Source organism: Naasia sp. SYSU D00948, assembly GCF_017916515.1.
Classification (GTDB): domain Bacteria; phylum Actinomycetota; class Actinomycetes; order Actinomycetales; family Microbacteriaceae; genus Naasia.
Genome location: NZ_JAFMTA010000001.1, coordinates 2,109,322 through 2,134,557 on the forward strand (window position 1 = coordinate 2,109,322; position 25,236 = coordinate 2,134,557).

Annotated in this window: 14 protein-coding genes; 8 read left to right on the forward strand and 6 right to left on the reverse strand. The window is 71.9% G+C overall.

Features of this window, described 5'->3' with window-relative positions; all coding sequences use genetic code 11:
* Positions 1-5 precede the first annotated feature (5 nt).
* Together J3P30_RS09920 and J3P30_RS09925 are read right to left on the reverse strand one after the other, a co-directional pair.
* The gene (locus J3P30_RS09920) at positions 6-1,055 is read right to left on the reverse strand and encodes an AI-2E family transporter (protein ID WP_210480871.1); all 1,050 of its coding nucleotides are present in this window, start codon (positions 1,053-1,055) and stop codon (positions 6-8) included.
* Positions 1,056-1,065: 10 nt separating this feature from the next.
* Positions 1,066-2,556 (reverse strand): DivIVA domain-containing protein, encoded by a 1,491-nt coding sequence (locus J3P30_RS09925; protein WP_210480872.1) that lies wholly within the window; start codon positions 2,554-2,556, stop codon positions 1,066-1,068.
* 293 nt (positions 2,557-2,849) lie between these two features.
* Between J3P30_RS09925 and J3P30_RS09930 the strand changes: the two genes are divergently transcribed.
* On the forward strand, positions 2,850-4,691 hold the full coding sequence (locus tag J3P30_RS09930) for a hypothetical protein (RefSeq protein WP_210480873.1): 1,842 nt from the start codon (positions 2,850-2,852) through the stop codon (positions 4,689-4,691).
* A gap of 2 nt (positions 4,692-4,693) precedes the next feature.
* Entirely contained in the window at positions 4,694-5,662 is a 969-nt protein-coding gene (locus tag J3P30_RS09935) for a tetratricopeptide repeat protein (RefSeq protein ID WP_374058551.1), read from the forward strand.
* A gap of 115 nt (positions 5,663-5,777) precedes the next feature.
* Here the strand turns inward: J3P30_RS09935 and J3P30_RS09940 are convergent, their stop codons facing one another.
* From J3P30_RS09940 to J3P30_RS09950, 3 genes are all read right to left on the reverse strand, one after another.
* On the reverse strand, positions 5,778-7,265 hold the full coding sequence (locus J3P30_RS09940) for a sugar transferase (RefSeq protein WP_307807465.1): 1,488 nt from the start codon (positions 7,263-7,265) through the stop codon (positions 5,778-5,780).
* A 403-nt stretch (positions 7,266-7,668) separates the two neighbouring features.
* A complete protein-coding gene (glgB, locus tag J3P30_RS09945; RefSeq protein ID WP_210480875.1) occupies positions 7,669-10,068 on the reverse strand; it encodes a 1,4-alpha-glucan branching protein GlgB in 2,400 nt (799 codons plus the stop codon).
* 24 nt (positions 10,069-10,092) lie between these two features.
* Positions 10,093-12,336 carry an alpha-1,4-glucan--maltose-1-phosphate maltosyltransferase gene (locus tag J3P30_RS09950; protein ID WP_210480876.1) on the reverse strand — a complete coding sequence of 748 codons (2,244 nt, stop codon included), beginning with the start codon at positions 12,334-12,336 and terminating at the stop codon, positions 10,093-10,095.
* 162 nt (positions 12,337-12,498) lie between these two features.
* Between J3P30_RS09950 and glgP the strand changes: the two genes are divergently transcribed.
* Entirely contained in the window at positions 12,499-15,084 is a 2,586-nt protein-coding gene (gene glgP, locus J3P30_RS09955; RefSeq protein ID WP_210480877.1) for an alpha-glucan family phosphorylase, read from the forward strand.
* Between the two features lie 147 nt (positions 15,085-15,231).
* On the opposite strand, the gene glgX is transcribed toward glgP, so the two are convergent.
* Complete coding sequence (gene glgX / locus J3P30_RS09960; RefSeq protein WP_210480878.1) at positions 15,232-17,340, reverse strand: glycogen debranching protein GlgX; 2,109 nt, start codon at positions 17,338-17,340, stop codon at positions 15,232-15,234.
* A gap of 17 nt (positions 17,341-17,357) precedes the next feature.
* Between glgX and J3P30_RS09965 the strand changes: the two genes are divergently transcribed.
* The 5 genes from J3P30_RS09965 to J3P30_RS09985 all read left to right on the forward strand — a co-directional run bounded on the left by J3P30_RS09965 (position 17,358) and on the right by J3P30_RS09985 (position 25,229).
* Complete coding sequence (locus tag J3P30_RS09965) at positions 17,358-18,542, forward strand: cysteine desulfurase family protein (RefSeq protein ID WP_210480879.1); 1,185 nt, start codon at positions 17,358-17,360, stop codon at positions 18,540-18,542.
* Between the two features lie 28 nt (positions 18,543-18,570).
* A complete protein-coding gene (mnmA, locus tag J3P30_RS09970) occupies positions 18,571-19,677 on the forward strand; it encodes a tRNA 2-thiouridine(34) synthase MnmA (protein ID WP_210480880.1) in 1,107 nt (368 codons plus the stop codon).
* Positions 19,678-19,681: 4 nt separating this feature from the next.
* Positions 19,682-21,916 carry an NAD-dependent DNA ligase LigA gene (ligA, locus tag J3P30_RS09975; protein ID WP_210480881.1) on the forward strand — a complete coding sequence of 745 codons (2,235 nt, stop codon included), beginning with the start codon at positions 19,682-19,684 and terminating at the stop codon, positions 21,914-21,916.
* A gap of 12 nt (positions 21,917-21,928) precedes the next feature.
* Complete coding sequence (locus J3P30_RS09980; RefSeq protein ID WP_210480882.1) at positions 21,929-23,659, forward strand: alkaline phosphatase family protein; 1,731 nt, start codon at positions 21,929-21,931, stop codon at positions 23,657-23,659.
* 265 nt (positions 23,660-23,924) lie between these two features.
* A complete protein-coding gene (locus tag J3P30_RS09985) occupies positions 23,925-25,229 on the forward strand; it encodes an alpha/beta hydrolase (protein WP_210480883.1) in 1,305 nt (434 codons plus the stop codon).
* Positions 25,230-25,236 lie beyond the last annotated feature (7 nt).

The following is a 25,236-nucleotide window of genomic DNA, read 5'->3' on the forward strand; positions in this document are numbered from 1 at the left end:
GAGACCTACAGCTCGTTCTGTCGCGGAATGAAGACCTGCTTGATGATGAGCAGGATCGATGCGGCGACCGGGATGGCGATGAGCGCTCCGAGGATCCCGAGCAGGGTTCCGCCGACGAGGGCCGCGATGACCACGATCACGCCCGGCACCTTCACGGCCCGGCGCATGATGTTCGGGCTGAGGACGTAGGCCTCGACCTGCATGTAGACGAGGTAGTACACCGCGACGGTGATCCAGGCCGGCAGAGCGTCCGGCATCAGCAGCACCTGGCCCAGCAGGATCAGGATCGATGCCGAGATGGTGCCGACGAAGGGGACGAGCGAGCCGAGGAACGCGATGAACGCGAAGACGACCGGCAGCTCCGCACCGATGATCGACAGGAAGACGAACGTCAGAACGCCGTTGCAGAGCGCCAGCGCCACCTGGCCGATCACGTATCGGCCGACCGCGGTGGTCACCTGGTCCGCGAGGTCCGCGAAGCGGGCCCGCTTCGTGGCCGGGACGAGCTGGTAGATCGCGGCCTTGAACGTGTCGAGCGACGCCGTGAAGTAGAGGGTCAGGATGAGGATGATGAGCGCGCCGAACAGTCCGCTCGCGATGCCGAGCCCCGCGGCGAGGACCTCGGTCGTGATCGTGTCGAAGTTCTCCTGCAGGTACGCGGTGATGCCGTCGGCGATCTCCTCGACGTTGATGCCGTCGCCGACGTACCCCTGCACCGTCGCGATGAAGTCCTCGAAGGTGACGCCGCTGGTGTAGTCGATGATCGACTGCACCAGGGAGCTCGCCTGCCGGACGATCGCGGGCACGATCGCGAACATGATGCCGGTGACGCTGCCGAGGACGACGATGAGGGTCACGAGCAGGGACGCCCAGCGCGGGAGACCCCGCCGCTCGAGGAACGACACGAGCGGGTCGAGCCCGAGGGCCAGGAAGATCGCCGCGCCGACGTAGGTGAGGACGGTGGACAGCTGAGCCACCATCGACCCGATGGTCACGGCCAGGATGACGCCGAGTCCGGCCAGCAGGCCGACCCGGAAGGGATTCTGGATCCTCACGCGCGTCCGCTCAGCTGTCCGTGCTCACCTGCTCGGCGTGCTGGAGCACGCCGCGCAGACCCTCGAAGTAGGCGGCGACCTCGTCGCGCTCGTGGCGGATCGCCTCGAGGCGCTCCTCGGCGTCGTCGATCAGCGCCCGCGCCCGCTGCTCCGCCTCCGCGAGGATCGCGGCGGCGCGGTCCTCGGCGTCCTGGATGAGCTCGGCCGCGGCGGCGGCCGCCTCCTCGCGCCGGGCCCGGCCGTCCCGCTCCATGGCGATCTCGAGGGTGTCGGCCTCGAGCCGCTTGTCGCCGGCGCGCCGGACCGCGTCCGCGAGCTGGAGGTTGGCCTCGTCCAGGTACTTCTGCGTCTGCGAGACCGCCTCCTGGTGGCGGAGCAGGTACTCCTGCTCGGCCTCGTCGCGCCGTGCCGTCAGCTCGATGTCGAGGTCGAGGCGGGCCTGCTCCGTCTCACGGGCCACCTCGGCGCGCGCCTCGGCGACGTCATGCGCCAGCTGGTCGCGCTGCGCGGCCTGCTCGGCCGCGAACTCGGCGCGGCCCTGCTCGATCTCGGCGGCGAGCGCCGCGCGCTCCCGCTCGGCCCGCCGGGTCGACTCGGCTCGGGCTGCGGCCACCTCCGCCTCGACGGCGGCGCGGGCGTCCGCGATCTCGGTGGCGAGCTCGGCCCGGGCCAGCTCGACCTCGCGGGCGAGCGAGGCCCTGGCCGTGGCGGCCTCGCGCTCGAGGTCCTCGCGCTCCGCGGCGAGCTCGCGGTCGTGCTCGCCGCGCTCGCGCTGCAGGTCGCGGTCGGCGTCCGAGCGCGCCTCCTCGAGCTCTCGGAGCAGGGCGCTCCGTGCCAGCTCGGAGTCGCGGGCGAGCCGGGCGGCCTCCTCCCGGGCGGCCGCGGTCTCGCGATCGGCGACGACCCGCACCTCCGCCGCCTCGCGCTCCGCCGTCGCGCGGATGGCCGCAGCCTCCCGCTTGACGGTGCCGCGGGTCTCGGCTGCCTCGGTCGCGACGCTGCCGCGGATCGCCGCCGCCTCGCGGGAGGCGTCGAGCAGGGCCTGCTCGGCGGCGTCGTGCGCGTTCATCGTCATGTCGTCGGCCTCGGCCCGGGCCGACTCGAGGATCTCGGCGGCGCGCGTGCGAGCGTCGGCGAGAGTGCGCTCCGCGAACTCGGCGGCCTCGAGCTTCAGGCGGTCGATGTCCGCCTGCACGCCCGTGCGGAGTCGCTCCGCATCGATGTCCGCCTGCGCGATGAGGCGGGTGGCCTGCTCCTCCGCCACGCGGAGGGTGTTCTCCAGGCGGTGCCCGAGGCCCGAATAGGTGGGGCTGCCGACCTCGTCGAGCTCGGATGCGAGCTCCTCGACCTGCGCCGTCAGGCGCTTGATCTCCTTCTGTGCCTCCGTGTTGGCCGCGTTCGCCGCCATCAGCTCCCGGCGCAGGTCCTTGAGCGCCTTGTCGACCTCGTCACGGTTGTAGCCGCGCATCGCCTGGCTGAACTGTGCGTCGTCGGTGGCCACGGTCACTCCTAGTCTTCGGGGTCGTTGGCGCGGGGGCGCCGTCGACCGTGGCCAGCATAGACCGCGGTTCCCGGGCCGGTCGGGCACCCGGCCGGGTCCGCCGGCGGGGAGCCTGAGGCGAACGTTCAGGGTTGCTGGCTACGCTTGCCCGGATTTTTCTGCCGTCCAGGCGAAACGCCGCGAGCGCCGGGTGCGTCTCCGGCGCGCTCGCCCCTCCGCAGACCTACGATGAACGGGGTCCCGTTCGGTCCGGAGCACTGACGCGTACGGCAGTCCCGGAAGGAGTGATGCTCGTGCGGTTCGTGTCCGCCATCGTCGCCTTCGTCGTGGCCGCAGCAATGATCGTCTTCGGGATCGCGCAGCGGACGTGGCTGGCGCCGCCCGATCGCCTTACGGCGTCCGTGTCCACGGCCGAGGAGGAGGCGGCCTTCACCGTCATCCCCGGCAGCGTGCTGGCGAGCAACCCAGGTCAGCAGCGCGTCGAGATCTCGGGCGGGGAGACCGTCTGGGCGGCCTACGCCCGCACCTCGGACATCACCGCCTGGCTGGGCGATGAGCCGTACACGTCCCTGAGGTACGACGCCGAGACGGACGAGCTGTCCGCCCGGCTCGTCGAGCCCGAGCCCGCCGAGGAGCCCGCGGAGGGCGAGGCGCCCGCCGAGGGGGAGACGCCCGCCGAGGGCGGAACTCAGGCCGAGACGCCGGCTGCCGAGGCGGCGGCCCCGAATCCCGCTGGATCCGACCTCTGGCTCGAGGAGCGGACCGGCGAGGGGACGCTCTCCTGGACGATGAACGTCCCCGATGACGTCTCGATCCTCGTCGCGTCGGACGGCACCGCGCCCGCTCCGGCGAGCATCAGCCTGAGCTGGCCGCTCTCGCACTCGACGCCGTGGGCGGGACCCCTGATCATCGGCGGGGGCGTCCTCCTGCTGGTCGGCCTGGGCCTCTACATCTGGGGTCTGGTGCACATGCGCCGCACCCGCGGCCCGCGCCGGAAGTCGCCGCCGCGGGCGCCCAAGCTGCCGGCCGCTCCGCGTCCGCGCGCTCTCCGCGCTCCCGTCCTCGAGCCCGAGACCACGGCGAAGGGCCGGCGAGCAGCCCGCCGCACCGCGCTCGCCTCGGGCGGGATCGTCGCCGCCCTCCTGCTGTCCGGCTGCTCCGCGGTCGAGGACCTGTTCGAGAGCGCGCCGGCCCCCGTCCCCTCGACCACGGCCAGCGCCGCACCTGCCGAAGAGGTGCAGCCCGTCGCGGTGACCGAGGGACAGCTGCGGCGCATCATCCAGAACGTGTCCGAGACGGTGACCCAGGCGGACACCGACCGCAACGCCGACCTCGCGGCGACCCGCCTGGCCGGGCCCGCGCTCGAGGAGCGGCGGGCGAACTACATCATGCGGGGAGCGGACGCGGCGATCGCCGCCCCGGTCCCGATCCCGGCGTCGCCGGTCACGCTCGACCTGCCGCAGGCCACCGACACCTGGCCGCGCACGGTGCTCGCCGTCGTCGGCGGCGACGACCCCGCCGTCGCTCCCATCGCGCTCGTCCTCGTGCAGGAGGGGCCGCGGGACAACTACCTCGTCAACTACCAGGTGACGCTGCAGGCGAACGTGCCGTTCCCGGCGGTCGCGCCGCCGAGCGTGGGCGCCCCCCTCCTCCCGAACGACATCAAGCTGCTCACCGTGCAGCCGGACCAGCTCGCCGCGCAGTACGCCGACATCCTCGCCCTCGGTGACGCGAGCCAGTACGCCGCGAACTTCGAGGCCGAGCCGGACGGGCTCCGGACGCAGGTCGGCGTCGACTACAAGAACAACAAGAAGGCGAACTTCCCGACGACCGCCTCGCTCGAGTTCAGCAGCGCGCTCGGCTCCGGGCCGGTGCTCACGCTCGCCAGCAACGACTCCGGCGGGATCACCGCCACGAGCATCGTCGAGCGCGAGACGGCGAAGCCCGTCGAGGACGGCGCGACCGTGAACCTCGAGGGCCAGGTCAAGGCGCTGTCGGGCCTGACCTCGACCGTGAAGGGCGTCGAGTCGACGTACGGCTATCAGCTGCTGTTCTACATCCCGCCGAGCAGCGAGGACGGCAAGGTCGTGCTGCTCGGCTACGCTCAGGCACTCATCGGCGTGAAGGAGCTGTGACCGTGAGCATCCCGCAGGCAGGACTCAGGGGAGCGATCGACCTCTCTCCGCTCGTGAACCGCGGGCGGCAGGCCCCGGCCCCGGGCGCGGGAGGCGGATCGGCGCCGGGCGCGGCGCCGCAGGAGGCGCCCGCCGGGTCGGTGCCGGTGCCCAGCCTCGTGCTGGAGGGCACCGACGCGAATTTCGGCCAGGTGCTCGAGCTGTCGCGCCGGGTGCCGGTCGTCATCGACCTGTGGGCCGAGTGGTGCCAGCCCTGCAAGCAGCTGTCGCCGGTCCTCGAGAAGCTGGTCGCCGAGTACGGCGGGCGTCTCCTCCTGGTGACGGTCGACGTGGACGCGAACCCGCAGCTGGCCCAGGCCTTCCAGGCGCAGTCGATCCCGACCGTCGCCGCGATCGTCGGCGGGCGGCCGATCTCGCTCTTCGTCGGGGCCCTGCCGGAGGCGCAGGTCAGGGATGTCTTCGATCAGCTCCTCGCCCTGGCCGCCCAGAACGGCGTCGACGGGGTGGCGACCGCGGACGGCGGTCCTGCTCCGCAGGCCGAGGTCGAGGAGGAGCCGCTCCCTCCGCACCACGCCGAGGCGTACGCCGCCATCGAGCGCGGCGACCTCGACGCGGCCATCGCGGCGTACAGGACCGCGATCGCGCAGGATCCCCGCGACGCGTTGGCGGTCGCCGGCCTGGCCCAGGTCAGCCTCCTCGCCCGCCTGCGGGGGAAGACGCTGGACCAGGTGCGCGCCGCCGCGGCCTCCCGGCCGACCGACGTGCAGGCGCAGCTCGACGTGGCGGACGTCGACGTGTCCGGCGGGCACCTCGAGGACGCGTTCGATCGGCTGCTGTCTCTCTTCCCGAAGCTCGGCAGCGCGGGCAAGGACGCCGTCCGCTCCCGGCTGCTGGAGTACTTCGAGATCGCGGGCGCTGAGGATCCGCGGGTCATCGCGGCGCGGCGCCGGCTCACCAATCTGCTGTACTGAGGCCCGGCCGTCCCGGCCACCGCCGGATGCGCCGGAAACGCCGAGAGCACCCCGTCCCCGGGGTGCTCTCGGTGTTCCAGCCCGCGCTCGGCGCAGGAGGCGCCGGCGCAAGGCGTCAGTAGGCGCCGTCCGGCCTCAGCACGGCCTTCGCGGTGCGCCAGAGGATGACGAGGTCGCCGGTCATCGACCAGTTGTCCGCGTAGTAGAGGTCGAGGCGGATGCCGTCGTCCCAGCCGAGGTTGGACCGTCCGCTCACCTGCCAGAGGCCGCTCATGCCGGGCGTGACGACGAGCCGACGGCGCTCCTTCGAGTTGTAGTCGGACACCTCCTCCGGCAGCGCGGGCCGGGGGCCGACGAGGCTCATGTCGCCGCGGAGCACGTTGATGAGCTGGGGGAGCTCGTCGAGCGAGTAGCGGCGGAGGACGCGCCCGATCGGGGTCACCCGCGGGTCGTCCGCCATCTTGAACAGCCTGCGCTCACCGGCCATCTTCTCGAGCAGCTCCGCACGGCGCGCGTCGGCGTCCATGTACATCGAGCGGAACTTGAGGATGCGGAAGGTCGTCCCGTCCCGGCCCACACGCTCCTGCGAGTAGAAGACGGGCCCCCGGTCCTCGCGCTTCACGAGCACCGCGATCGCCACGAGCAGCGGCAGCAGCGCGAGGAGCAGCAGCGCCGCGACGACGACGTCGAAGATCCGCTTGGCGACGCGCTGCGGGCCCTCGTACTGCGGGGTCTCGACGTGCAGCAGCGGCAGGCCGTTGACGGGGCGCAGGTGCACGCGGCTTCCGGCCACGTCGGTGATGCTCGGCGCCAGGACCAGCTTGTGACGCTGCGGGTCCAGACCCCAGCTGATCTCGCGCACGCGCTCCGCCGGGAGGCGGTCGGAGTTCGTCGCGATGAGGGTGTCCGCTCCGTACGTGTCCAGCAGGGACGGGATGTCGTCGATGCGGCCGATGATCGGGAGGCCCGTGCCGCTGAGGACGCCCTCGTCGGGTCCGTCGGTGAGGCCGACGCCGACCACCTGGTAGCCGTGCTGCGGGCGGTCCATGAGGTCCCGCGCGGTGTCGAGGACCGAGCCGCGGGAGCCGATGAGGACCACGCGGGAGCTGTACTCGCCCTTCGCGCGACGCCGCAGCAGCCAGCGCCGCCACAGCCACCGGTTGAGCATGAGGGCGACGGTCCCGAGCGGGAACACGATCAGCGCGTAGGCCCGGGAGATGTCGAGGTCGAGGAAGAAGGCGCCCAGCAGGAACAGGCCGAACGTGAAGATCGACGCGTGGGTCAGCCGCTTGTACTCCGTCGCGCCGCTGCCGATGATCCGCTCGGCGCGCGTGTCGACGAGGCGCAGGGCGAGGCTCCACACGACCACGAGGACGAGTCCCAGGTGGAGGGGGGTCACCGCCCCGTCGAGGACGCCGCGGGAGTGGAAGGCCGTGTTGGCCGTGTGGAACACGAGGAGGTGAGCGGCCGCGGCGGTCGCGAGGACCGTCAGCGTGTCGCCGACGGCGACGCGGAGTGCGTAGCGCTTCGACCAGTCGAGCGCGAGCTGCGGGGCGAGGGTCGCCGATGCTGTGTCGAGCGGGACGCGTACAGAGGTGGTCACGGGGCCTGATCCATTCGGGTCTAGAGCAGGAGCCGGAGGGGGTCCTCCGGGAGAGTGTGTGGCGTGCGGCCGGGGGAGCGGCGCGCACGGTGCGTCTCAGGGGCGGGGCTGCCTGCCTGGGACGCCGCGTGGGTCACGCGGTTCCGGCCGCCGGGTGGAGGCGCGGACACTCTCCGAAGGGAGGGGGGTAGGGGGAGGTGAGCATCGGGTGGGCTCTTTCGGGGTGAGCCGTCGAGGCCGGGCCGGAGACCGGGCTCGGCGGCAAGGGGTGGGTAGGTGCGTCTCGGGTAAAGGCGCATCGACTGGGAGGCCGGCCGACCGGGGTTTCGGGTGGCGGCCGGCTCCTCGCCGGTGCGTTCAGGCTAGTGCTGGCCCGGAAGGGGCGGCAAGGGAAACGCCGCCGCTACGGCGCTTCCGCCCCCGGATTGGGGGCCGGTTCCTCCCGCGCCTCGGCGGCGCGCTGCTCGGCCTCGGCTTGCGCCGCGCGCTGCTCCTCGGTGATCTCGTCCTCGCGCTCCGCGGGGCCCTCGGGGGCTGCCGCCTCGGCGGGCAGCTCGGCGGGCGGCTCCTGGACCGCGGACCTGGGCTTGAGGTACAGGGCGCCGAGCGGGGGGATCGTGATCTCGGCGGAGGCGGGCTGGCCCTGGTGCGGCACCGGCTCGGCCGTGACGGAGCCGAAGTTCCCGACACCGGAGCCGCCGAACTCGGTCGCGTCGCTGTTGAGCAGCTCGTCCCACACGCCCTCCTGGGGGAGGCCGATGCGGTACGGGCCGACCGGGTTGCCGCCGAAGTTGAAGATCGCGGCGACCGGGTTCCCCCAGTTGTCCCAGCGGAGGAACGAGATGAGGTTGTTGGCCGCGTCGCCGCCGTCGATCCAGGAGAAGCCCTGCTCGGTGTTGTCGCGCTCCCAGAGGGACGGGTTGTCCCGGTAGATGCGGTTGAGCTGGCCCACGTACCGCTGCAGGCCGCGGTGGACGGGCTGGTCGAGGATCCACCAGTCGAGTCCGCGCTCCTCGCTCCACTCGGAGGGCTGGCCGAACTCGGAGCCCATGAAGAGCAGCTGCTTGCCGGGATGCGCCCACTGGAACGCGAGGAAGACCCGGACGTTGGCGAGCTTCTGCCAGTGGTCGCCGGGCATCTTGGAGAAGAGGGATCCCTTGCCGTGCACGACCTCGTCGTGGCTGATCGGCAGCAGGAAGCTCTCGGTGAAGGCGTACACGAACGTGAACGTCATCATGTTGTGGTGGTAGGTCCGGTACATCGGGTCCTCGTGCATGAACCGGAGCGAGTCGTTCATCCAGCCCATGTTCCACTTGAGCCCGAACCCGAGGCCGCCCTGCGAGGTGGGGTGGGTCACGCCGCCCCAGGCGGTGGACTCCTCCGCGATCATGACGATGCCGGGGTACGACTTGTAGGCGGTCGCGTTGACCTCCTGCAGGAAGCTGATGGCCTCGAGGTTCTCCCGGCCGCCGTACTGGTTCGGCTCCCACTCGCCGGGGTTGCGGGAGTAGTCGAGGTAGAGCATCGACGCCACCGCGTCGACCCGGAGCCCGTCGATGTGGAACTCGTCGAGCCAGTAGAGCGCGTTGGCGACGAGGAAGTTGCGGACGTGGGACTCGCCGAAGTCGAAGACGAGCGTGCCCCAGTCCTGGTGCTCGCCCTTGCGGGGGTCGCTGTGCTCGTAGAGGGGCTGGCCGTCGAAGCGGGCGAGTGCGAACTCGTCCTTCGGGAAGTGGGCCGGGACCCAGTCCATGATGACGCCGATGCCCGCCTGGTGCAGGCGGTCGATGAGGTACCGCAGGTCGTCCGGGTGGCCGAACCGTGAGGTGGGGGCGTAGTACCCCGTGACCTGGTAGCCCCAGGAGCCGCCGAACGGATGCTCGGCGAGGGGCAGGAACTCGACGTGGGTGTACGCGGTCTCCTGCAGGTACTCGATGAGCTGGTCGGCGAGCTCCCGGTAGCCGAGGCCGGGCCGCCACGAGGCGACGTGCATCTCGTAGATGCTCATCGGCTGGTTGTGCGGGTCCACGCTCGCGCGCTTCGCCATCCACTCCGCGTCGCCCCACTCGTACGAGCTGGTGCCCACCACCGACGCGGTGGCGGGAGGGTGCTCGGTGTACTGCGCCATCGGGTCGGCCTTCTCGATCCAGTGACCGGCCGCCGTGAGGATCTCGAACTTGTAGGGGGTGTGCGGCTCGAGGCCGGGGACGAACAGCTCCCATACACCGTTGGCGTCGAGCCGGCGCATGGCGTGCAGCGTGCCGTCCCACCGGTTGAACTCGCCGATCACCCGCACGGCCTGGGCGTGCGGAGCCCACACGGTGAAGGAGACGCCCTTCGACGGCGCGTCCACGCCCCAGTGCTCGCGGTAGTGCGCGCCGAGGACGTCCCACAGGCGCTCGTGCCGTCCCTCGCCGAAGAGGTAGAGGTCCAGGTCGCCGATCGAGGGGAGGTACCGGTAGGGGTCGTCGACCACCCACTCGTTGCCGTCCGAGTACCGGGCCTCGATGACGTAGTCGGTGAAGCCCAGGATGCTGACGCCCTGCCAGACTCCGTGCCCGATGTGCGCGAGGTCGACCCGGGCGCCGGTGGAGAGCACCGCGGTCACCTTCTCGGCGAGCGGGCGCAGGGCGCGGATCGCGACCACGGGATCCGTGACGCCCTCCGCGTGGATGGGGTGCTGCCCCAGCACGGAGTGCGGCCCGGAGTGGACCCCGCCCGCGATGCGGGCCAGCTCGTGGTCGGGGATCTCCGGCAGGTGGAAGACCGGCTCGGGAGTGCTCTCAGCGGTGGCGTTGGCCATGCGTGCCTTCCTTGAGGAGTGCCCTCAGTAGTACTGGGGGGCGGCGGGCCCGGTGACGTGCAGGATGTGCGCGGGCTCCCGGAAGGGGTCCAGGCGCACGTAGTTGTGCTCGCCCCAGGTCCAGGTCTGGTCGGTGATCAGGTCGTGCACCTGGTACGCGGTGCCGGGCTCGACCCCGAAGAGGGAGGTGTCGAGGTGCACCGTCGTCTCGCGGACGGAGTGCGGGTCCACGTTCGCGATGACGATGAGGGCGTCGGAGGCGCCCGTCGGCGTGAACCGGCCCTCGATGTACTTGCTGTACACCAGGATCTCGGTGTCGTCGCTCCAGTGGAAGTCGATGTTGCGGAGCTGGCCGAGCGCCGGGTGCTCGCGCCGGATCCGGTTGAGCCGGCCGAGGTAGGGCGCGATCGACCGGCCGCTCCGCTCCGCGGCGGCCCAGTCCCGCGGCTTGAACTCGTACTTCTCGTTGTCGATGTTCTCCTCGGACCCGGGTCGCGCCACGTTCTCGATGAGCTCGTAGCCGGAGTAGACGCCCCAGATGGGGACGGCGGTCGCGGCGATGGCGGCGCGCACCTTGTAGGCGGCGGGGCCGCCGAACTGGAGGTACGGCGTGAGGATGTCGTGCGTGTTGACGAAGAAGTTCGGCCGCAGGTAGTCCGCGGTCTCGCGCGACAGCTCCGTGAGGTACTCCGTCAGCTCCTGCTTGCTGTTGCGCCAGGTGAAGTACGTGTAGCTCTGCTGGTACCCCACCTTCGCGAGCCCTCGCATCATCGGCGGCCGGGTGAAGGCCTCCGAGAGGAAGATGACCTCCGGATGCGCCGAGTTCACCTCGTGGAGGAGGCGCTCCCAGAAGGCCAGCGGCTTGGTGTGCGGGTTGTCGACGCGGAAGATCTTCACCCCGAGCCCGATCCAGTGCAGGAAGATGCGCAGCATCTCCTGGTAGATGCCCTCGGGGTCGTTGTCGAAGTTCAGGGGATAGATGTCCTGGTACTTCTTCGGCGGGTTCTCCGCGTACGCGATGCTGCCGTCGGGCAGCGTCGTGAAGAACTCCGGGTGCTCCGCGACCCACGGGTGGTCGGGGGAGGCCTGGAGCGCGATGTCGAGCGCCAGCTCCATCCCGTGGCTCTCGACCTGCTCGCGGAAGAAGCGGAAGTCGTCCTCGTTCCCGAGCTCCGGATGGAGGGCGTCGTGCCCGCCCTCGGCCGCCCCGATGCCGTACGGCGAGCCCGGGTCGTGCGGCCCGGCCGTCAGGGTGTTGTTGGGACCCTTGCGGTTGGTGCGCCCGATCGGGTGGACCGGCGGGATGTAGACGACGTCGAAGCCCAGCTCCTTGATGGCGGGAAGGCGCTCGGCCGCGGTCCGGAACGTGCCGGACCGCCAGGAGCCGTCCTCGTTCTGCACCGCGCCCTCCGAGCGCGGGAAGAACTCGTACCAGGCGCCACGGCCCGCCCGCTCGCGCTCGACGCGGAGCCGGCGCTCGGGGGAGTAGGTGACCAGGCTGGCCAGGGGGACGCGCTCCAGGGCGGCGGTCACGCCGGGCTCGGTGGCCGCGTGCAGGCGCTCCTCGACGGGGAGGGACGCGTCGGCGAGCCGCTGTGCAGCGGCCGCGAAGAGCTGCCGGTCCTCCTCGGAGCGGCTCTCCTCACCGGCGGCGCGCTCGAACAGCTGGCGGCCGATGGTGAACATGAGCTCGACGTCGATGCCCGCCGGGATCTTGACCTCGGCGTTGTGGAGCCACGTGTGGTAGTCGTCGCCCCAGGCCTTCACGCGGAAGACCCAGAAGCCCGCCTCCTCGACCAGCACCTCGGACTGCCACCGGTCGAGACCCTTGGACACGAGCCGCATCCGGTGCTCGGTGGTGCGCCCGCTCGGGTCGGTCAGCACGACGTCGGCGCCGAGCAGGTCGTGGCCCTCCCGGAACACCGTGGCCGCGAAGGGGACCACCTCGCCGACGAAGGCCTTCGCCGGCCAAAGGTCGTCCGGCTGCTGCGGGGAGAGGTCGAGGATCGGGATGCGCCCCAGGACCGGCGTCCACTCGGGCTCGCCGGCGCGCCCGCCGCCGTCCGCCTTGGCCGCCCGGCTCGCCGGCCTGCGTCTCGCCCGGGTCGGCGCGCCCTCGGCTGCGGGGGCCGTGTCGGTCGTCGCGACGGCGTCCTCGGGGGAGGTCTCCCGTCCCCCTGGCGCCGGCCCATCCGGGGCCGCCCGTCGTGTGCTCGTTCTCCGTGCGGCCGGGCGTGACGCCCTGGCCTCCTCGTCGTGAGTCGCCACGCTGTCACTCTAGCCCTGGGCTCTGTCCCGCCAGCGTCCCGGGGGCGAGGCTTGCGAGACACCCCGAATGGGGGCTAACGACCCTGGCGCGGAGTGGAACGAAACCGCTTCCACTCTGTCTTAGGGTGGGACCGAATCGCGCCACAGTCGAATGGGAGCCCAATGAAGGCAATTCGCCGGTTCACGGTCCGCACGGTCCTGCCGGAGGCTCTCTCCGCGCTGGACGAACTCGCAGGCAACCTGCGCTGGTCGTGGCATGAGCCCACCCGGGAGCTCTTCTCGTACATCGACCCGGAGCTGTGGAAGGAGAGCCGCCACGATCCGGTGGCGCTGCTCGGCATGGTCCCGCCGGAGCGGGTGCAGGAGCTCGCGGGCGACGGCGAGTTCATCGCTCGGGCCAACGCGCTCCGCGACGACCTGCACACCTACATCTCGCAGCCGCGCTGGTATCAGTCGCAGACGGACGCCCCGTCGTCGATCGCGTACTTCTCGCCGGAGTTCGGCATCGCCGCCGCCCTCCCGCAGTACTCGGGCGGTCTCGGCATCCTCGCGGGCGACCACCTCAAGAGCGCGTCCGACCTCGGCGTCCCGCTGCTCGCGGTCGGCCTGTTCTACCGCTCCGGCTACTTCAAGCAGGCGATCTCCCCGGACGGCTGGCAGCAGGAGACGTACCCGGTCCTCGACCCGGACGGCCTCCCGCTGTCCCTCCTCCGCGGTGCGGACGGAGCGCCGGCGCAGGTCGCGCTCGCCCTGCCCGGGTCGCGCACCCTGTTCGCGCGCGTCTGGCAGGCGTACGTCGGCCGTGTGAAGCTGCTGATGCTCGACACGGACATCCCGGAGAACGAGGACTCCCTGCGCAGCGTCACCGACCGCCTCTACGGCGGCGGCGGGGAGCACCGCCTCCTGCAGGAGCTGCTGCTCGGCATCGGCGGCGTCCGCGCCATCAAGCTGTACTCGGAGCTCACCGGGACCGAGTTCCCGCAGGTCTTCCACACCAACGAGGGCCACGCGGGCTTCCTCGGCCTCGAGCGGATCAGCGACCTGGTCGCCGCGGGGCTGACCTTCGGCGAGGCGCTCGAGGTGGTGCGGGCCGGGACGGTGTTCACCACCCACACGCCGGTCCCCGCGGGCATCGACCGGTTCGACCGGTCCCTCGTCGAGGCCTACTTCTCGACGGACCTCCTCCCGAGCGTCGGCGTCCACGACGTCCTCTCCCTCGGCACCGAGGACTACCCGGGCGGCAACGGCGCGGTGTTCAACATGGCGGTCATGGGCCTCCGCCTCGCCCAGCACGCGAACGGCGTGTCGAAGCTGCACGGGCACGTGAGCCGCAGCATGTTCTCCGGGCTCTGGCCGGGCTTCGACGAGGCGGACGTGCCGATCACGTCCGTCACCAACGGCGTGCACGCGCCGACCTGGACGGACCCGCGCCTCATGCACCTCGCCGAGGAGCGGCTCGGCACCTCGGACACCACCGTCGCCGACTGGCGGTCCACCGCGGTGTCGGACGAGGAGCTCTGGCGCGTGAAGACGGAGATGCGCGAGCAGCTCGTCGTCGACGCCCGCGAGCGCATCCGGGCGGCGTGGCAGCTGCAGAACCCCGGCTCGGTCATCCCGACCTGGATCGAGGACGCCCTCGACCCCAACGTCCTCACGATCGGCTTCGCGCGTCGCGTGCCGACCTACAAGCGCCTCACGCTGATGCTGCACGACGAGGAGCGGCTGCGCAGCATCCTCACCTCGCGCAAGCGCCCCGTGCAGCTCATCATCGCCGGCAAGTCGCATCCCGCCGACGACGAGGGGAAGCGCCTGATCCAGCGGCTCGTCACGTTCGCGCAGGACCCGGAGATCCGGCGGCGGCTCGTCTTCCTGCCGAACTACGACATCGCGATGGCCCAGCTGCTCTATCCGGGCTGCGACGTCTGGCTCAACAACCCGCTGCGTCCGCTCGAGGCGTGCGGGACCTCCGGCATGAAGGCGTCCCTCAACGGCGCCCTCAACCTCTCGATTCTCGACGGCTGGTGGAACGAGTACTACGACGGCGAGAACGGGTGGGCGATCCCGTCCTCGGACGCCGCCGGAGACGCCGCAGAGCGCGACGCGCTCGAGGCGGGGGCGCTGTACGACCTGATCGAGCACCAGATCGCGCCCCGCTACTACGACCGCGGCAAGGACGGCGTGCCCACGCGCTGGGTGAAGTCGATGCGGCACACGCTCGCGACGCTCTCCCCGGAGCTCAGCGCGGACCGGATGGTCAAGGAGTACGTGGCGAAGCTCTACACGCCGGCCGGCAAGGCCGCCGCGGTCATCGCCGAGGACGACTACGCGGCGGGCCGCGAGCTCGCGAAGTGGAAGCAGGAGGTCCGCAAGGACTGGGGCGGCGTGCAGGTCCTGCACGTCGAGTCCGGCGGCCTCACGAGCGTGCCCCGGGTCGGGGACGAGCTGCACGTGCGAGCCCGCGTCCAGCTCGGCGGCCTCGCCCCGGAGGACGTCTCGGTACAGGTCATCTACGGCAAGAGCATCGAGGGCGACGCGCTCGAGGACACCACGACCGTCGAGCTCGTGCCGCTCGTCGAGGACACCGACCGGCCCACCACGGGCGCGATCACCCTCGACGGCTCCACGACCTTCGCGGGCACCGTCACGCTCACGCGCCCCGGCTCCTTCGGCTACAACGTCCGCGTCGTGCCGAAGAGCCCCTACCTGGCGAGCCCGGCGGAGCTCGGTCTGGTGACCATGGCGCACTGACGCCTGCACGAATCCGGAACGGCTGCGCCGATCCGGAGAGACACGACGACACGCCGTCCGAGGAGCGCCTCGGGCGGCGTGTCTCGCGTTCGTCCGGATCCGCGCAGGTCCTCCGGATCCGTGCAGGTCCTCCGGATCCGTGAAGCGTCAGCCGGTGGTGTGGGCGCGGAACAGCGCGAGGGCGGGACCGGGCACCGCGTAGGTCGACCGCGTCTCGTGCACGGTGCCGAACGCGCTGTCGTCCGCGCTCGTCCAGAGCAGCTCGTAGCCGGACACCCCCGCGTGGTCGGGAAGCCGGACGCTGCACTCGTGCTCGGCGCCGCAGACGACGAGCAGCACCATGTTGAACTCCTCGCTCTCCGGCGTCGTCGCGGCGAGGTACTGGATGCAGCGGGCGTCGGGCGCGTGCCAGTCGCGGGAGGCCATGGGGGTGCCGCGCGGGGAGTACCAGCTCATCTCCGACGCGTTGGGCGTCGGTGCGCCGGCGCGGGCGAACCGGGACGGACGCAGCGCCGGGTTCTCGCGGCGCAGGCGGAGGAGGCGCTTGGTGACCTCCCGGAGGTCGCGCTGCCACGGGCGGTGCTGCCACGCCATCCAGGTCAGCTCGCTGTCCTGGTTGTACGCGTTGTTGTTGCCCCGCTGGCTGCGGCCGAACTCGTCGCCGGCGGTGATCATCGGCACGCCGGCGGACAGGAGCAGGGTGCCGAGCAGGTTCCGCATCGCGCGCCGCCGGTCGGCCAGGATGCGCGGGCTGCGGGTGTCGCCCTCGACCCCGAAGTTGAACGACCGGTTGTCGTTCGCGCCGTCGCGGTTGTGCTCGCCGTTGCCGAGGTTGTGCTTCTCGTTGTACGAGGTGAGGTCCGCCAGGGTGAAGCCGTCGTGGGCGGTGACGAAGTTGACCGAGGCCAGCGGACCGCGGTCCCCGGAGAACAGGTCGGCCGATCCGGCGAGGACGTTGGCCAGCCGGCCCGCCTCGCCGGGAGTCGTCTCGCCGCGGCGGGCCGCGGCCAGGTCGGTGAGCCAGAAGTCGCGGGCGGCGTCCCGGAACCGGTCGTTCCACTCGCTCCAGCCCGGCGGGAAGTTCCCCGTCTGCCAGCCGCCGAGCCCCACGTCCCACGGCTCCGCGATGAGCTTGACCCCCTCCAGTGCCGGATCGTCGCGGAGCGCGAGCAGCAGGGGGTGCTCGGGGTCGAAGTAGCCGCGCGCGTCCCTGCCGAGGGCCACCGCGAGGTCGAAGCGGAAGCCGTCGATCTGCATCTCGTTCGCCCAGTACCGGACGGAGTCGAGCACGAGGCGGATCGGGGTCTCCTGGCTGAAGTCGAGCGTGTTCCCGCATCCGGTCGTGTCGACGTACTCGCCGCCGGCCGCCTGGCGGTAGTAGCCCGCGTTGTCGATGCCCCGGAAGCTGGTGCGGGGCCCGCCGAGGCCCTCCTCGGCGGTGTGGTTGTAGACGACGTCGAGGATGACCTCGATGCCCGCCTGGTGCAGGAGCTTCACCATCCCCTTGAACTCCGAGAGCGCCGCCTGCGGGCCGGCCTTCACGTTGTCGGCCGAGGCGTAGTCGGGGTGGGGAGCGAAGAAGGAGAGGGTGTTGTAGCCCCAGTAGTTCCGCAGGCCCTGCCGGATCAGCCGGCGCTCGCTCGTGAACGCGTGCACGGGCAGCAGCTCGACCGCCGTCACGCCGAGGTCGAGGAGGTACTCGATGGTCCGCTCGTTCGCGAGCCCGGCGTAGGTCCCGCGCAGGTGCTCGGGGATGCGCGAGTTGAGCTTGGTGAGGCCGCGCACGTGGGCCTCGTAGATCACGCTCCGGCCGAGCGGCGTCCTCGGCTTCTGCACGCCGCCCCAGTCGAAGGCGTTGTCCATGACGACGCTCTGCCACGAGTTCGGCCCGACCCGGGAGACCCCGCGCGCGTAGGGGTCGAGCAGCACGGTGGACGGGTTGAAGGTGTTCCCGTGCCCGTGCGGTCCGGCGACCCGGATGCCGTACCGGCGCCCCGGCGTCAGCAGGGACGACGAGCCGCTCCACACCCCGTGCTCGTTCCGGACCAGCGGGATGCGGGAGGTGATCCAGTTCGGGTCGCGCTGGTCGAAGAGGCACAGCTCGACGGCGTCCGCCGCGCCGCTCCACACGCGGAGGGTGCCGCGACCGTTCGCGACCGTGACGCCCAGGTCGCGGAGGGGATCCTGCGGGGTCAGCGCGACCGCGCTCGGTGCGGCGGTCCCGCCGGGATTCCTCGAAGGATCGTCCGGCGTCATGGGGATAGCGTATTCAGATGGCGATCTACCTGGATCACGCCGCGACAACCCCCTTGCTTCCCGAGGTGCTCGAGGCGTATGTCGCCGCGCTTTCGATCGTGGGCAACGCGTCGTCGATCCACAGCCACGGGCAGGCCGCCAAGCGGATGCTCGAGGAGGCGCGGGAGCGGGTGGCGGCCGCCCTCGGCGGCGATCCGATCGAGGTCGTCTTCACGTCCGGCGGCACCGAGTCGGTCAACGCCGCCGTCAAGGGGATCTACTGGGCCCGCCGGTCGGCGGGGGCCGGACCCCGGATCGTCCTTCCGGGCGGCGAGCACCACGCGACGGCGGACGCGGCCGCCTGGCTGGAGGCGCACCAGGGGGCCTCGATCGAGCAGCTTCCTCTGGACGACGAGGGCCGGCTCGAGCCGGCGGCGCTGGAGCGGGCTCTCGCAGCAGGAGACGCGGCCCTGGTCTCCGTGCTCTGGGCCAACAACGAGGTCGGCACGCTCCAGCCCGTGACCGCGCTCGCCGAGGCGGCGGCGGCGGCCGGCGCGCCGATCCACGCCGATGCCGTGGCGGCGTTCGGGTCGGTGCCGGTCGACTTCCGGGCCTCGGGGCTCTCCGCGCTCAGCGTCTCCGCCCACAAGATCGGGGCACCCGCCGGCATCGGCGCCCTCGTCCTGGCCCGGGGAACGGCGGCAGAGCCCCTGGTGCACGGCGGCGGCCAGCAGCGCGGGCTGCGCTCGGGCACCCAGGACGTGGCGGGCGCCGTGGCGTTCGGGGTCGCCGCTTCGCTCGCCGCCGAGCGGCTCGCCGAGCACGCCGCGGCTCTCGCAATGCTCCGCGACCGGCTCGTCGAGGGCGTGCTGGCGGCAGTCCCCGGCGCCCGGCTCCGCGGCCCGGCACCCGGGCCCGAGCGGCTGCCCGGCAACGCCCACTTCACGTTCGAGGGATGCGACGGCGACTCGCTGCTGCTCCTGCTCGACCTGGCGGGGATCTCGGTGAGCACCGGGGCGGCGTGCCAGGCGGGCGTTCCCGAGCTGTCCGCGGTGCTCCTCGCCATGGGCGTTCCCGAGCACGAGGCCCGGGGTGCGCTGCGCTTCAGCCTGGGCGCCGGTACCACCGAGGCGGACGTCGACGCCCTGCTCCGCGTGCTGCCCGCCGTGGTCGAGCGCGCCCAGCGGGCGGGGCACTCGGACCGGCTGCCCGCCCTGCGGTAGCCCGGCCGGCCCGACTTAGACTCGGGGGATGCGGGTTCTGGCGGCCATGAGCGGCGGGGTGGACTCCGCCGTCGCCGCGGCCCGTGCGGTCGAGGCCGGTCACGACGTGGTCGGCGTGCACCTCGCGCTCAGCCGGATGCCCGGCACGCTGCGCACGGGGAGCCGCGGCTGCTGCACCATCGAGGACTCGATGGACGCCCGCCGCGCCGCCGACGTCCTCGGCATCCCGTTCTACGTCTGGGACTTCTCCGAGCGGTTCAAGCTCGACGTCGTCGACGACTTCGTGGCCGAGTACTCCGCGGGCCGGACGCCGAACCCCTGCATGCGGTGCAACGAGCGGATCAAGTTCGCGGCCCTGCTCGAGAAGGCGCTCGACCTCGGCTTCGACGCCGTGTGCACCGGGCACTACGCGAGCATCGTCACGGATGCCGACGGCAACCGTGAGCTCCACCGCGCCTCCGACGAGGCGAAGGACCAGTCCTACGTGCTCGGGGTGCTGACCACCGACCAGCTCGCGCACGCCATGTTCCCGCTCGGCTCCACGCCGTCGAAGGCGCAGGTCCGGGCGGAGGCTGCGGCACGGGGTCTCGCCGTGGCGGCGAAGCCCGACAGCCACGACATCTGCTTCATCTCGGACGGCGACACCCGCGGCTGGCTCGCGGAGCGCGTCGAGCTCGCCCCGGGCGACATCGTCGACCGGGAGGGGGAGAGCGTCGGCCGGCACGAGGGGGCCCTGGCCTATACCGTGGGGCAGCGCCGCGGCCTGCGCATCGGAACGCCCGCGCCCGACGGGCGCCCCCGCTTCGTGCTCGAGATCCGGCCGAAGAGCAACGAGGTCGTCGTAGGTCCACGTGAGGCGCTCGCCGTGGCGGAGCTCGCAGGCTCCCGGTACACGTGGGCAGGGCGCCTCCCGCTCGACCCCGCGGTCCCCTTCCCGTGCTCGGTGCAGATCCGCGCCCACTCGGACCCGGAGCCCGCGACCGCCGTGGTGCGCGACGCGGAGCTCATCGTCACCCCGGCCGATCCGCTGCACGGCGTGGCGCCCGGCCAGACCGCGGTAGTCTACCTCGGCACCCGTGTCCTCGGGCAGTGCACGATCGACCGCACCGTGTCGGCGGCTCCTGCCAGGGTGTGATGCGATGAGCGACGAGACCGTCGAGGCGCTGCCCGACAGCCGTCCCGATCTGAAGGGACCGGAGGAGGAGGTCCGCCGCCTCACGACGCGCATCCTCGAGCTGCGCGACGAGTACTACGGCCGCAACACGTCGACCGTCTCCGATGCCGAGTACGACGCGATGGTGCGCCGGCTCGAGCAGCTCGAGGAGGAGCATCCGGAGCTGCGGCAGCAGGACAGCCCCACCCAGACCGTGGGCGGCAGGGCCGAGACGACCCTGTTCGCCCCCGTGCAGCACGCCGAGCGCATGCTGAGCCTGGACAACGTGTTCAGCCGGGAGGAGCTGGAGGCCTGGGCCGCTCGCGTGGAGCGCGACGCCGCCCCGCGGCGGGTGCGGTACCTCACCGAGCTCAAGATCGACGGCCTCGCGATCAGCCTGCGCTACGAGCGCGGGCGGCTCGTGTCGGCCGCCACCCGCGGCGACGGCGTCGTGGGCGAGGACGTCACGCAGAACGTCCTCACGATGGGCAGCATCCCCCGGCAGCTCTCGGGCAGAGGTCACCCCGCGCTGGTCGAGATCCGCGGCGAGATCTTCTTCCCGGTCGCGGCCTTCGACGAGCTCAACGCCCGTCAGGCCGCCGCCGGGGAGCGGGTCTTCGCCAACCCGCGGAACGCGGCGAGCGGATCCCTGCGGCAGAAGGAGGAGGGCAAGAGCCCCGAGAAGCTCGCCCTCGTCCACGACCGGCTGCGCCGGCTCCGGATGCTCGTGCACGGCATCGGCGCCTGGCCCCTCGGGGAGATCGAGGCGACCACTCCGATCACCGCGCAGTCCGAGGTGTACGCGCTGCTCGCCGAGTGGGGGCTGCCCACCTCCTCGCACTACCGGGTGTTCGACTCCCTCGACGGCGTCCTCGACTACATCCGGCAGTACGGCGAGCACCGGGGCGGCGTCGAGCACCAGATCGACGGCGTCGTCGTGAAGGTCGACGACCTCGACCTGCACGTCGAGCTCGGCGCGACGAGCCGGGCGCCCCGCTGGGCGATCGCCTACAAGTACCCGCCCGAGGAGGTGCGCACCAAGCTCGAGAACATCGTCGTCTCCATCGGACGCACCGGCCGGGCCACCCCGTTCGCGGTCATGACCCCGGCCCAGGTCGCGGGCTCCACCGTCAGCCAGGCGACCCTGCACAACCAGGACGTCGTCAAGGCCAAGGGCGTCCTCATCGGCGACACCGTCGTGCTCCGCAAGGCCGGCGACGTCATCCCCGAGGTCCTCGGGCCGGTCGTGGAGCTCCGGGACGGCAGCGAGCGCGAGTTCGTGATGCCGGAGAACTGCCCCGAGTGCGGGACGCGCCTCGCGCCCGCGAAGGAGGGGGACGCGGACCTCCGCTGCCCCAACACGCGGTCCTGCCCGGCCCAGCTCCGCGGACGCGTCGAGCACATCGCCTCTCGCGGCGCCCTCGACATCGAGGCGCTCGGGGAGGTCGGCGCCGTCGCGCTGACCCAGCCCTACACGCCCGTCCCGCCGCCCCTCGAGACCGAGGCCGGGCTGTTCGACCTCACGCTCGAGGAGCTGCTCCCGATCCGGGTCACGGTGTCGGACCCCGCCACCGGCGCGCCCCGCCGGGAGAACGGGGAGCTGAAGCTGCTCGCTCCCTTCCAGAAGAAGAACGGACAGCCGAGCAAGACCGCGACCGAGCTGCTCGCCAACCTCGAGAAGGCGAAGACCCAGCCGCTCTGGCGCATCCTGGTGGCGCTCTCCATCCGGCACGTCGGGCCGGTGGCCGCCCGCGCGCTCGCCACCCACTTCGGCTCGATCGGCGCCATGCGGGCCGCGACGCGGGAAGAGCTCGCCGCGGTCGAGGGGGTCGGGCCGATCATCGCGGACGCCCTGCTCGACTGGTTCGCGGTGGACTGGCACCAGGAGATCCTCGAGCGCTGGGCCGCCGCCGGCGTCCAGCTCGCCACTCCCGGGCATCCGGGGCCCGGCTCGGCTGCAGGGGAGGGCGGCGGCATCCTCGCCGGCATCACCGTGGTGCCGACCGGGGCCCTCGAGGGGTTCACGCGAGAAGGGGCGGTCGAGGCGATCCTGGCCGCCGGAGGCAAGGCGGCCTCGAGCGTGTCCAAGAAGACGGACTTCGTCGCCGCCGGACCGGGTGCCGGCTCCAAGCTGACGAAGGCCGAGCAGCTCGGCATCCCGGTCCTCGACGCGGACGGGTTCCGGCGGCTGCTCGCGGAGGGCCCGGACGCCGTCCGCTGAGCAGGAGGAGCCATGATCAAGGACGATCGGCAGCGCAGCGGCCCGGGTCGCGGGTCGAGCCGCAGGAACTTCCTCCGGGCCGCGGGCGTGGGAGCCGCCGGCGTCGCGGGAGCCGCTGCGGCCGCGTTCGCCGCCGGGAGAACGCCTCCGCCCGCGCCCGACCCGGGTCCGACGGCCTCCGTGGCCCCCCGCGCGGACGGGCCGGGGTTCGATCACCTCGTGGTCCTCATGTACGAGAACCGCTCCTACGACAACATCTTCGGCTACCTCTACTCGGATGCCGCCCCTCCCGCCGGCGGCACCGCCGATGGCCTAACGGACGAGCACGCGAACGCCCTCGCGGACGGGACGGTGGTCCACGCCCACCGGTACGAGGGACCTACGGACGAGGTGATGTCCAGTCCCCGCCCCGACCCCGGCGAGGAGTTCCCGCACGTCAACACGCAGCTGTTCGGCACCGTCGATCCGGCCCACAACCGGCACCGCAAGGTCGCTGAGATGACCGCGCCGTTCAACGCGCCCGCGGACGACAGCACACCCACCATGGAGGGCTTCCTCCAGGACTACATCAACACCTTCGTCGCGAACCACGGCAAGCATCCGACCGCGGACGAGTACCGGGTGGCGATGGGCGCCTTCGACCCGGCGATGCTGCCGGTCTTCTCGACCCTCGCGCGGAACTTCGCGATCTACGACGCATGGCACTGCGCCGTGCCGTCCCAGACGTTCGGCAACCGGTCGTTCTTCCACGCGTCCACGTCGCACGGCTTCGTCACGAACAGCGGCCACGGCGGCTACAAGAAGTGGCTGGATGCCTCGAACTCGGCTCCCACCATCTTCAACCGGCTCTCGGACGCGGGGATCGACTGGGTCGTGTACTACGACGAGCGGCAGCTCGTCTCGATGACGGGCCTCATCCACGCGCCGGCGCTCGAGCCGTACTTCCTCACCAACTTCCGCACGATGTCCCGCTTCTACGAGGACGTCCGGACCGGCAAGCTCCCGGCCTACAGCTTTCTCGAGCCGAGGATGCTCTACGACCACAACGACATGCATCCTCCGGTCGGGCCGCTCACCGAGACCGACGTCGACGGCCGGATCGTCCTCGGCGGCGCGGTCTCCGACGTGCGCGCAGGGGAGGCCCTGCTCTCGGCCGTCTACTCGGCCATCCGGGACAGTGCGAGCCCGACGGGATCGAACGCCGGCAACACGATGCTGCTCGTGACGTTCGACGAGCACGGCGGCACCTTCGACCACGTGCCGCCCCCGCGGGCGACGCCGCCCGATCTGCCGGCTCGCACGGAGATGGGGTTCCGCTTCGACCGCCTCGGGGTCCGCGTGCCCGCCCTCGCCATCTCCGCGTACACGCCCAAGGGCGCGGTGCTGCACGACGCGATGCATCACGGCTCCGTGATCAGCACCCTGACGGAGAAGTACGGTCTCCCCCCGCTCACGGCGAGGGACGCGGGCGCCCCCACGCTCGCCTCCGCGATCGCCCTGACCTCACCGCGCGACCCCGCTTCGTGGCCGAGCACGACCCCTGCCTACGTCCCCACGAACCCGGAGAGGAACGCGCCGTTCGTGCAGGGCTCGGGGGACCGGCCGCTCAGCCCGCCGGGTGTGGGTCTCGTGGGCATGCTGGTCGCCCGCTACGGACGATCGGGGGAGAAGATCCCGGCCACCTATCGCGAGGCCTACGACACCCTTCAGCGCCACGGGCGGGGAATCTTCGGTAGGGACTGAAGTCCCCGATGGGCGCCCCAGGTGAGCGAGGGTCGAGCCCCACTACTGGGGCGCGCCAGGGGACGTATCCCGTGCGATTCCTCGGGATTCCGGGGCTCAGCCGACACGCCGCCGGCATTCAACGGCGACACAGCATTCGGGGGACTGTCCACCAGATTGGGGCGTCCCTACTATGGGGGCCACGCCCGTACCCGGTCCGGCATCGAGCCGTCCCGCCATATCGCGGGCGCCGTGCGGGGACGCGGTCATACTGGGGGTGGGGTACATGCTGAGCTTCAGCGCGCTCGCTCTCGCTCTCGGCGCCACACTGGCGCCGGTGCAGCCCGCCCCGTCCCTTGCCGTCTGCATGCCCTCCGTGATCTCCTACGAGGGGTCGTCCGAGGCGCCGGTCCTCGACGCGGCCCTCGCGCGCTCGCTTGGACCCGAGGCGCTGCTGCGCGGGATCGGTGAGCTCCCGATCCGCGACCTGCGCGGGTTCGTCGACGACAACGCGCAGGCCGTCCGTGAGCTCATCGCCGCTCCGCCGTCGGCGCGGGCGGTCGAGACCTGGTGGGCCGCTCTGGACCGGTCGGAGCAGGCCGGGCTCGCGCTCCTCGCGCCGGAGCTGATCGGGAACCTGGACGGCGTCCCCTACGAGGTGCGCGACCGTGCGAACCGCGCCGAGCTCGCCTCGGCCCAGGACGAGCTGCGCTCGCGGCTCAGCTCGGGCATCGGGAAGGGGGCGGCCTCCGGGGTGATCGACCGGCTGAAGATGCTGAACCAGATCGAGGAGTCGCTCGAGCGCACGGACGGCGGACCTGCTCGCCGCCTCATCATGCTCGACACGGTGATGCCGGGTCGCGCCGCCGTCGCCCTCGGGGAGCTCGAGGAGGCCGACTACGTGAGCCTCCTCGTTCCGGGCGCGCTGCTCTCGGTCCGCGAGCACATGGCGGAGTGGACGAAGGTCACCGCCGACATCTACGACGAGCAGCTGCGCTGGGGCGAGCGCCTCGATGAGGACTTCACGGTGGCGACCGTCTCCTGGATCGGCTACCAGACACCCGACGTCACCAATGTCGCCGGCCTGGACCTGGCCGAGCAGGGCGCCGCGTTCCTGTCCTCGACGGTGAACGGGCTCAGGTCCCTCCGGGACGGCGACGAGCCCTACGTCTCCGTCTTCGCGCACTCCTACGGCGCCACCGCGGTGATGCTCGCGCTCGACAGCGGCGATATGTCCGTCGACGCCCTCGCGATGATGGGGTCGCCGGGCGGGGTCGCCGAGACCGTCGCGGACCTCGGGGTGCCCGAGGGCAGGGTCTGGGTGGGAGAGGCGGCATGGGATCCCGTGGTGCACACCGCCTTCTTCGGAGTCGACCCGGGCTCTCCCGAGTTCGGCGCGCGGAGGATGAGCGTCGCGGGCTCGGTGGACCCTGTCACCGGTGAGGTGCTGACCGCGTCTGTGGGGCACGACTGGTACCTCGAGCCGGGGACCGAGTCGCTGCGCAACCTCTCGCTGATCGGCATCGACGAGGGGCAGTACGTGACCGACGGCAGCGCCGATCCCGGCACCACGCTGGCCTCCGAGCGCTGAGAGCCCG

Bases quoted from the DNA above. Each gene is read 5' to 3' on its own strand.
- glgB (WP_210480875.1), bottom strand. From the start codon at position 10,068: ATGGCCAACGCCACCGCTGAGAGCACTCCCGAGCCGGTCTTCCACCTG.
- glgP (WP_210480877.1), top strand. From the start codon at position 12,499: ATGAAGGCAATTCGCCGGTTCACGGTCCGCACGGTCCTGCCGGAGGCT.
- glgX (WP_210480878.1), bottom strand. From the start codon at position 17,340: ATGACGCCGGACGATCCTTCGAGGAATCCCGGCGGGACCGCCGCACCG.
- J3P30_RS09965 (WP_210480879.1), top strand. From the start codon at position 17,358: ATGGCGATCTACCTGGATCACGCCGCGACAACCCCCTTGCTTCCCGAG.
- mnmA (WP_210480880.1), top strand. From the start codon at position 18,571: ATGCGGGTTCTGGCGGCCATGAGCGGCGGGGTGGACTCCGCCGTCGCC.
- ligA (WP_210480881.1), top strand. From the start codon at position 19,682: ATGAGCGACGAGACCGTCGAGGCGCTGCCCGACAGCCGTCCCGATCTG.
- J3P30_RS09980 (WP_210480882.1), top strand. From the start codon at position 21,929: ATGATCAAGGACGATCGGCAGCGCAGCGGCCCGGGTCGCGGGTCGAGC.
- J3P30_RS09985 (WP_210480883.1), top strand. From the start codon at position 23,925: ATGCTGAGCTTCAGCGCGCTCGCTCTCGCTCTCGGCGCCACACTGGCG.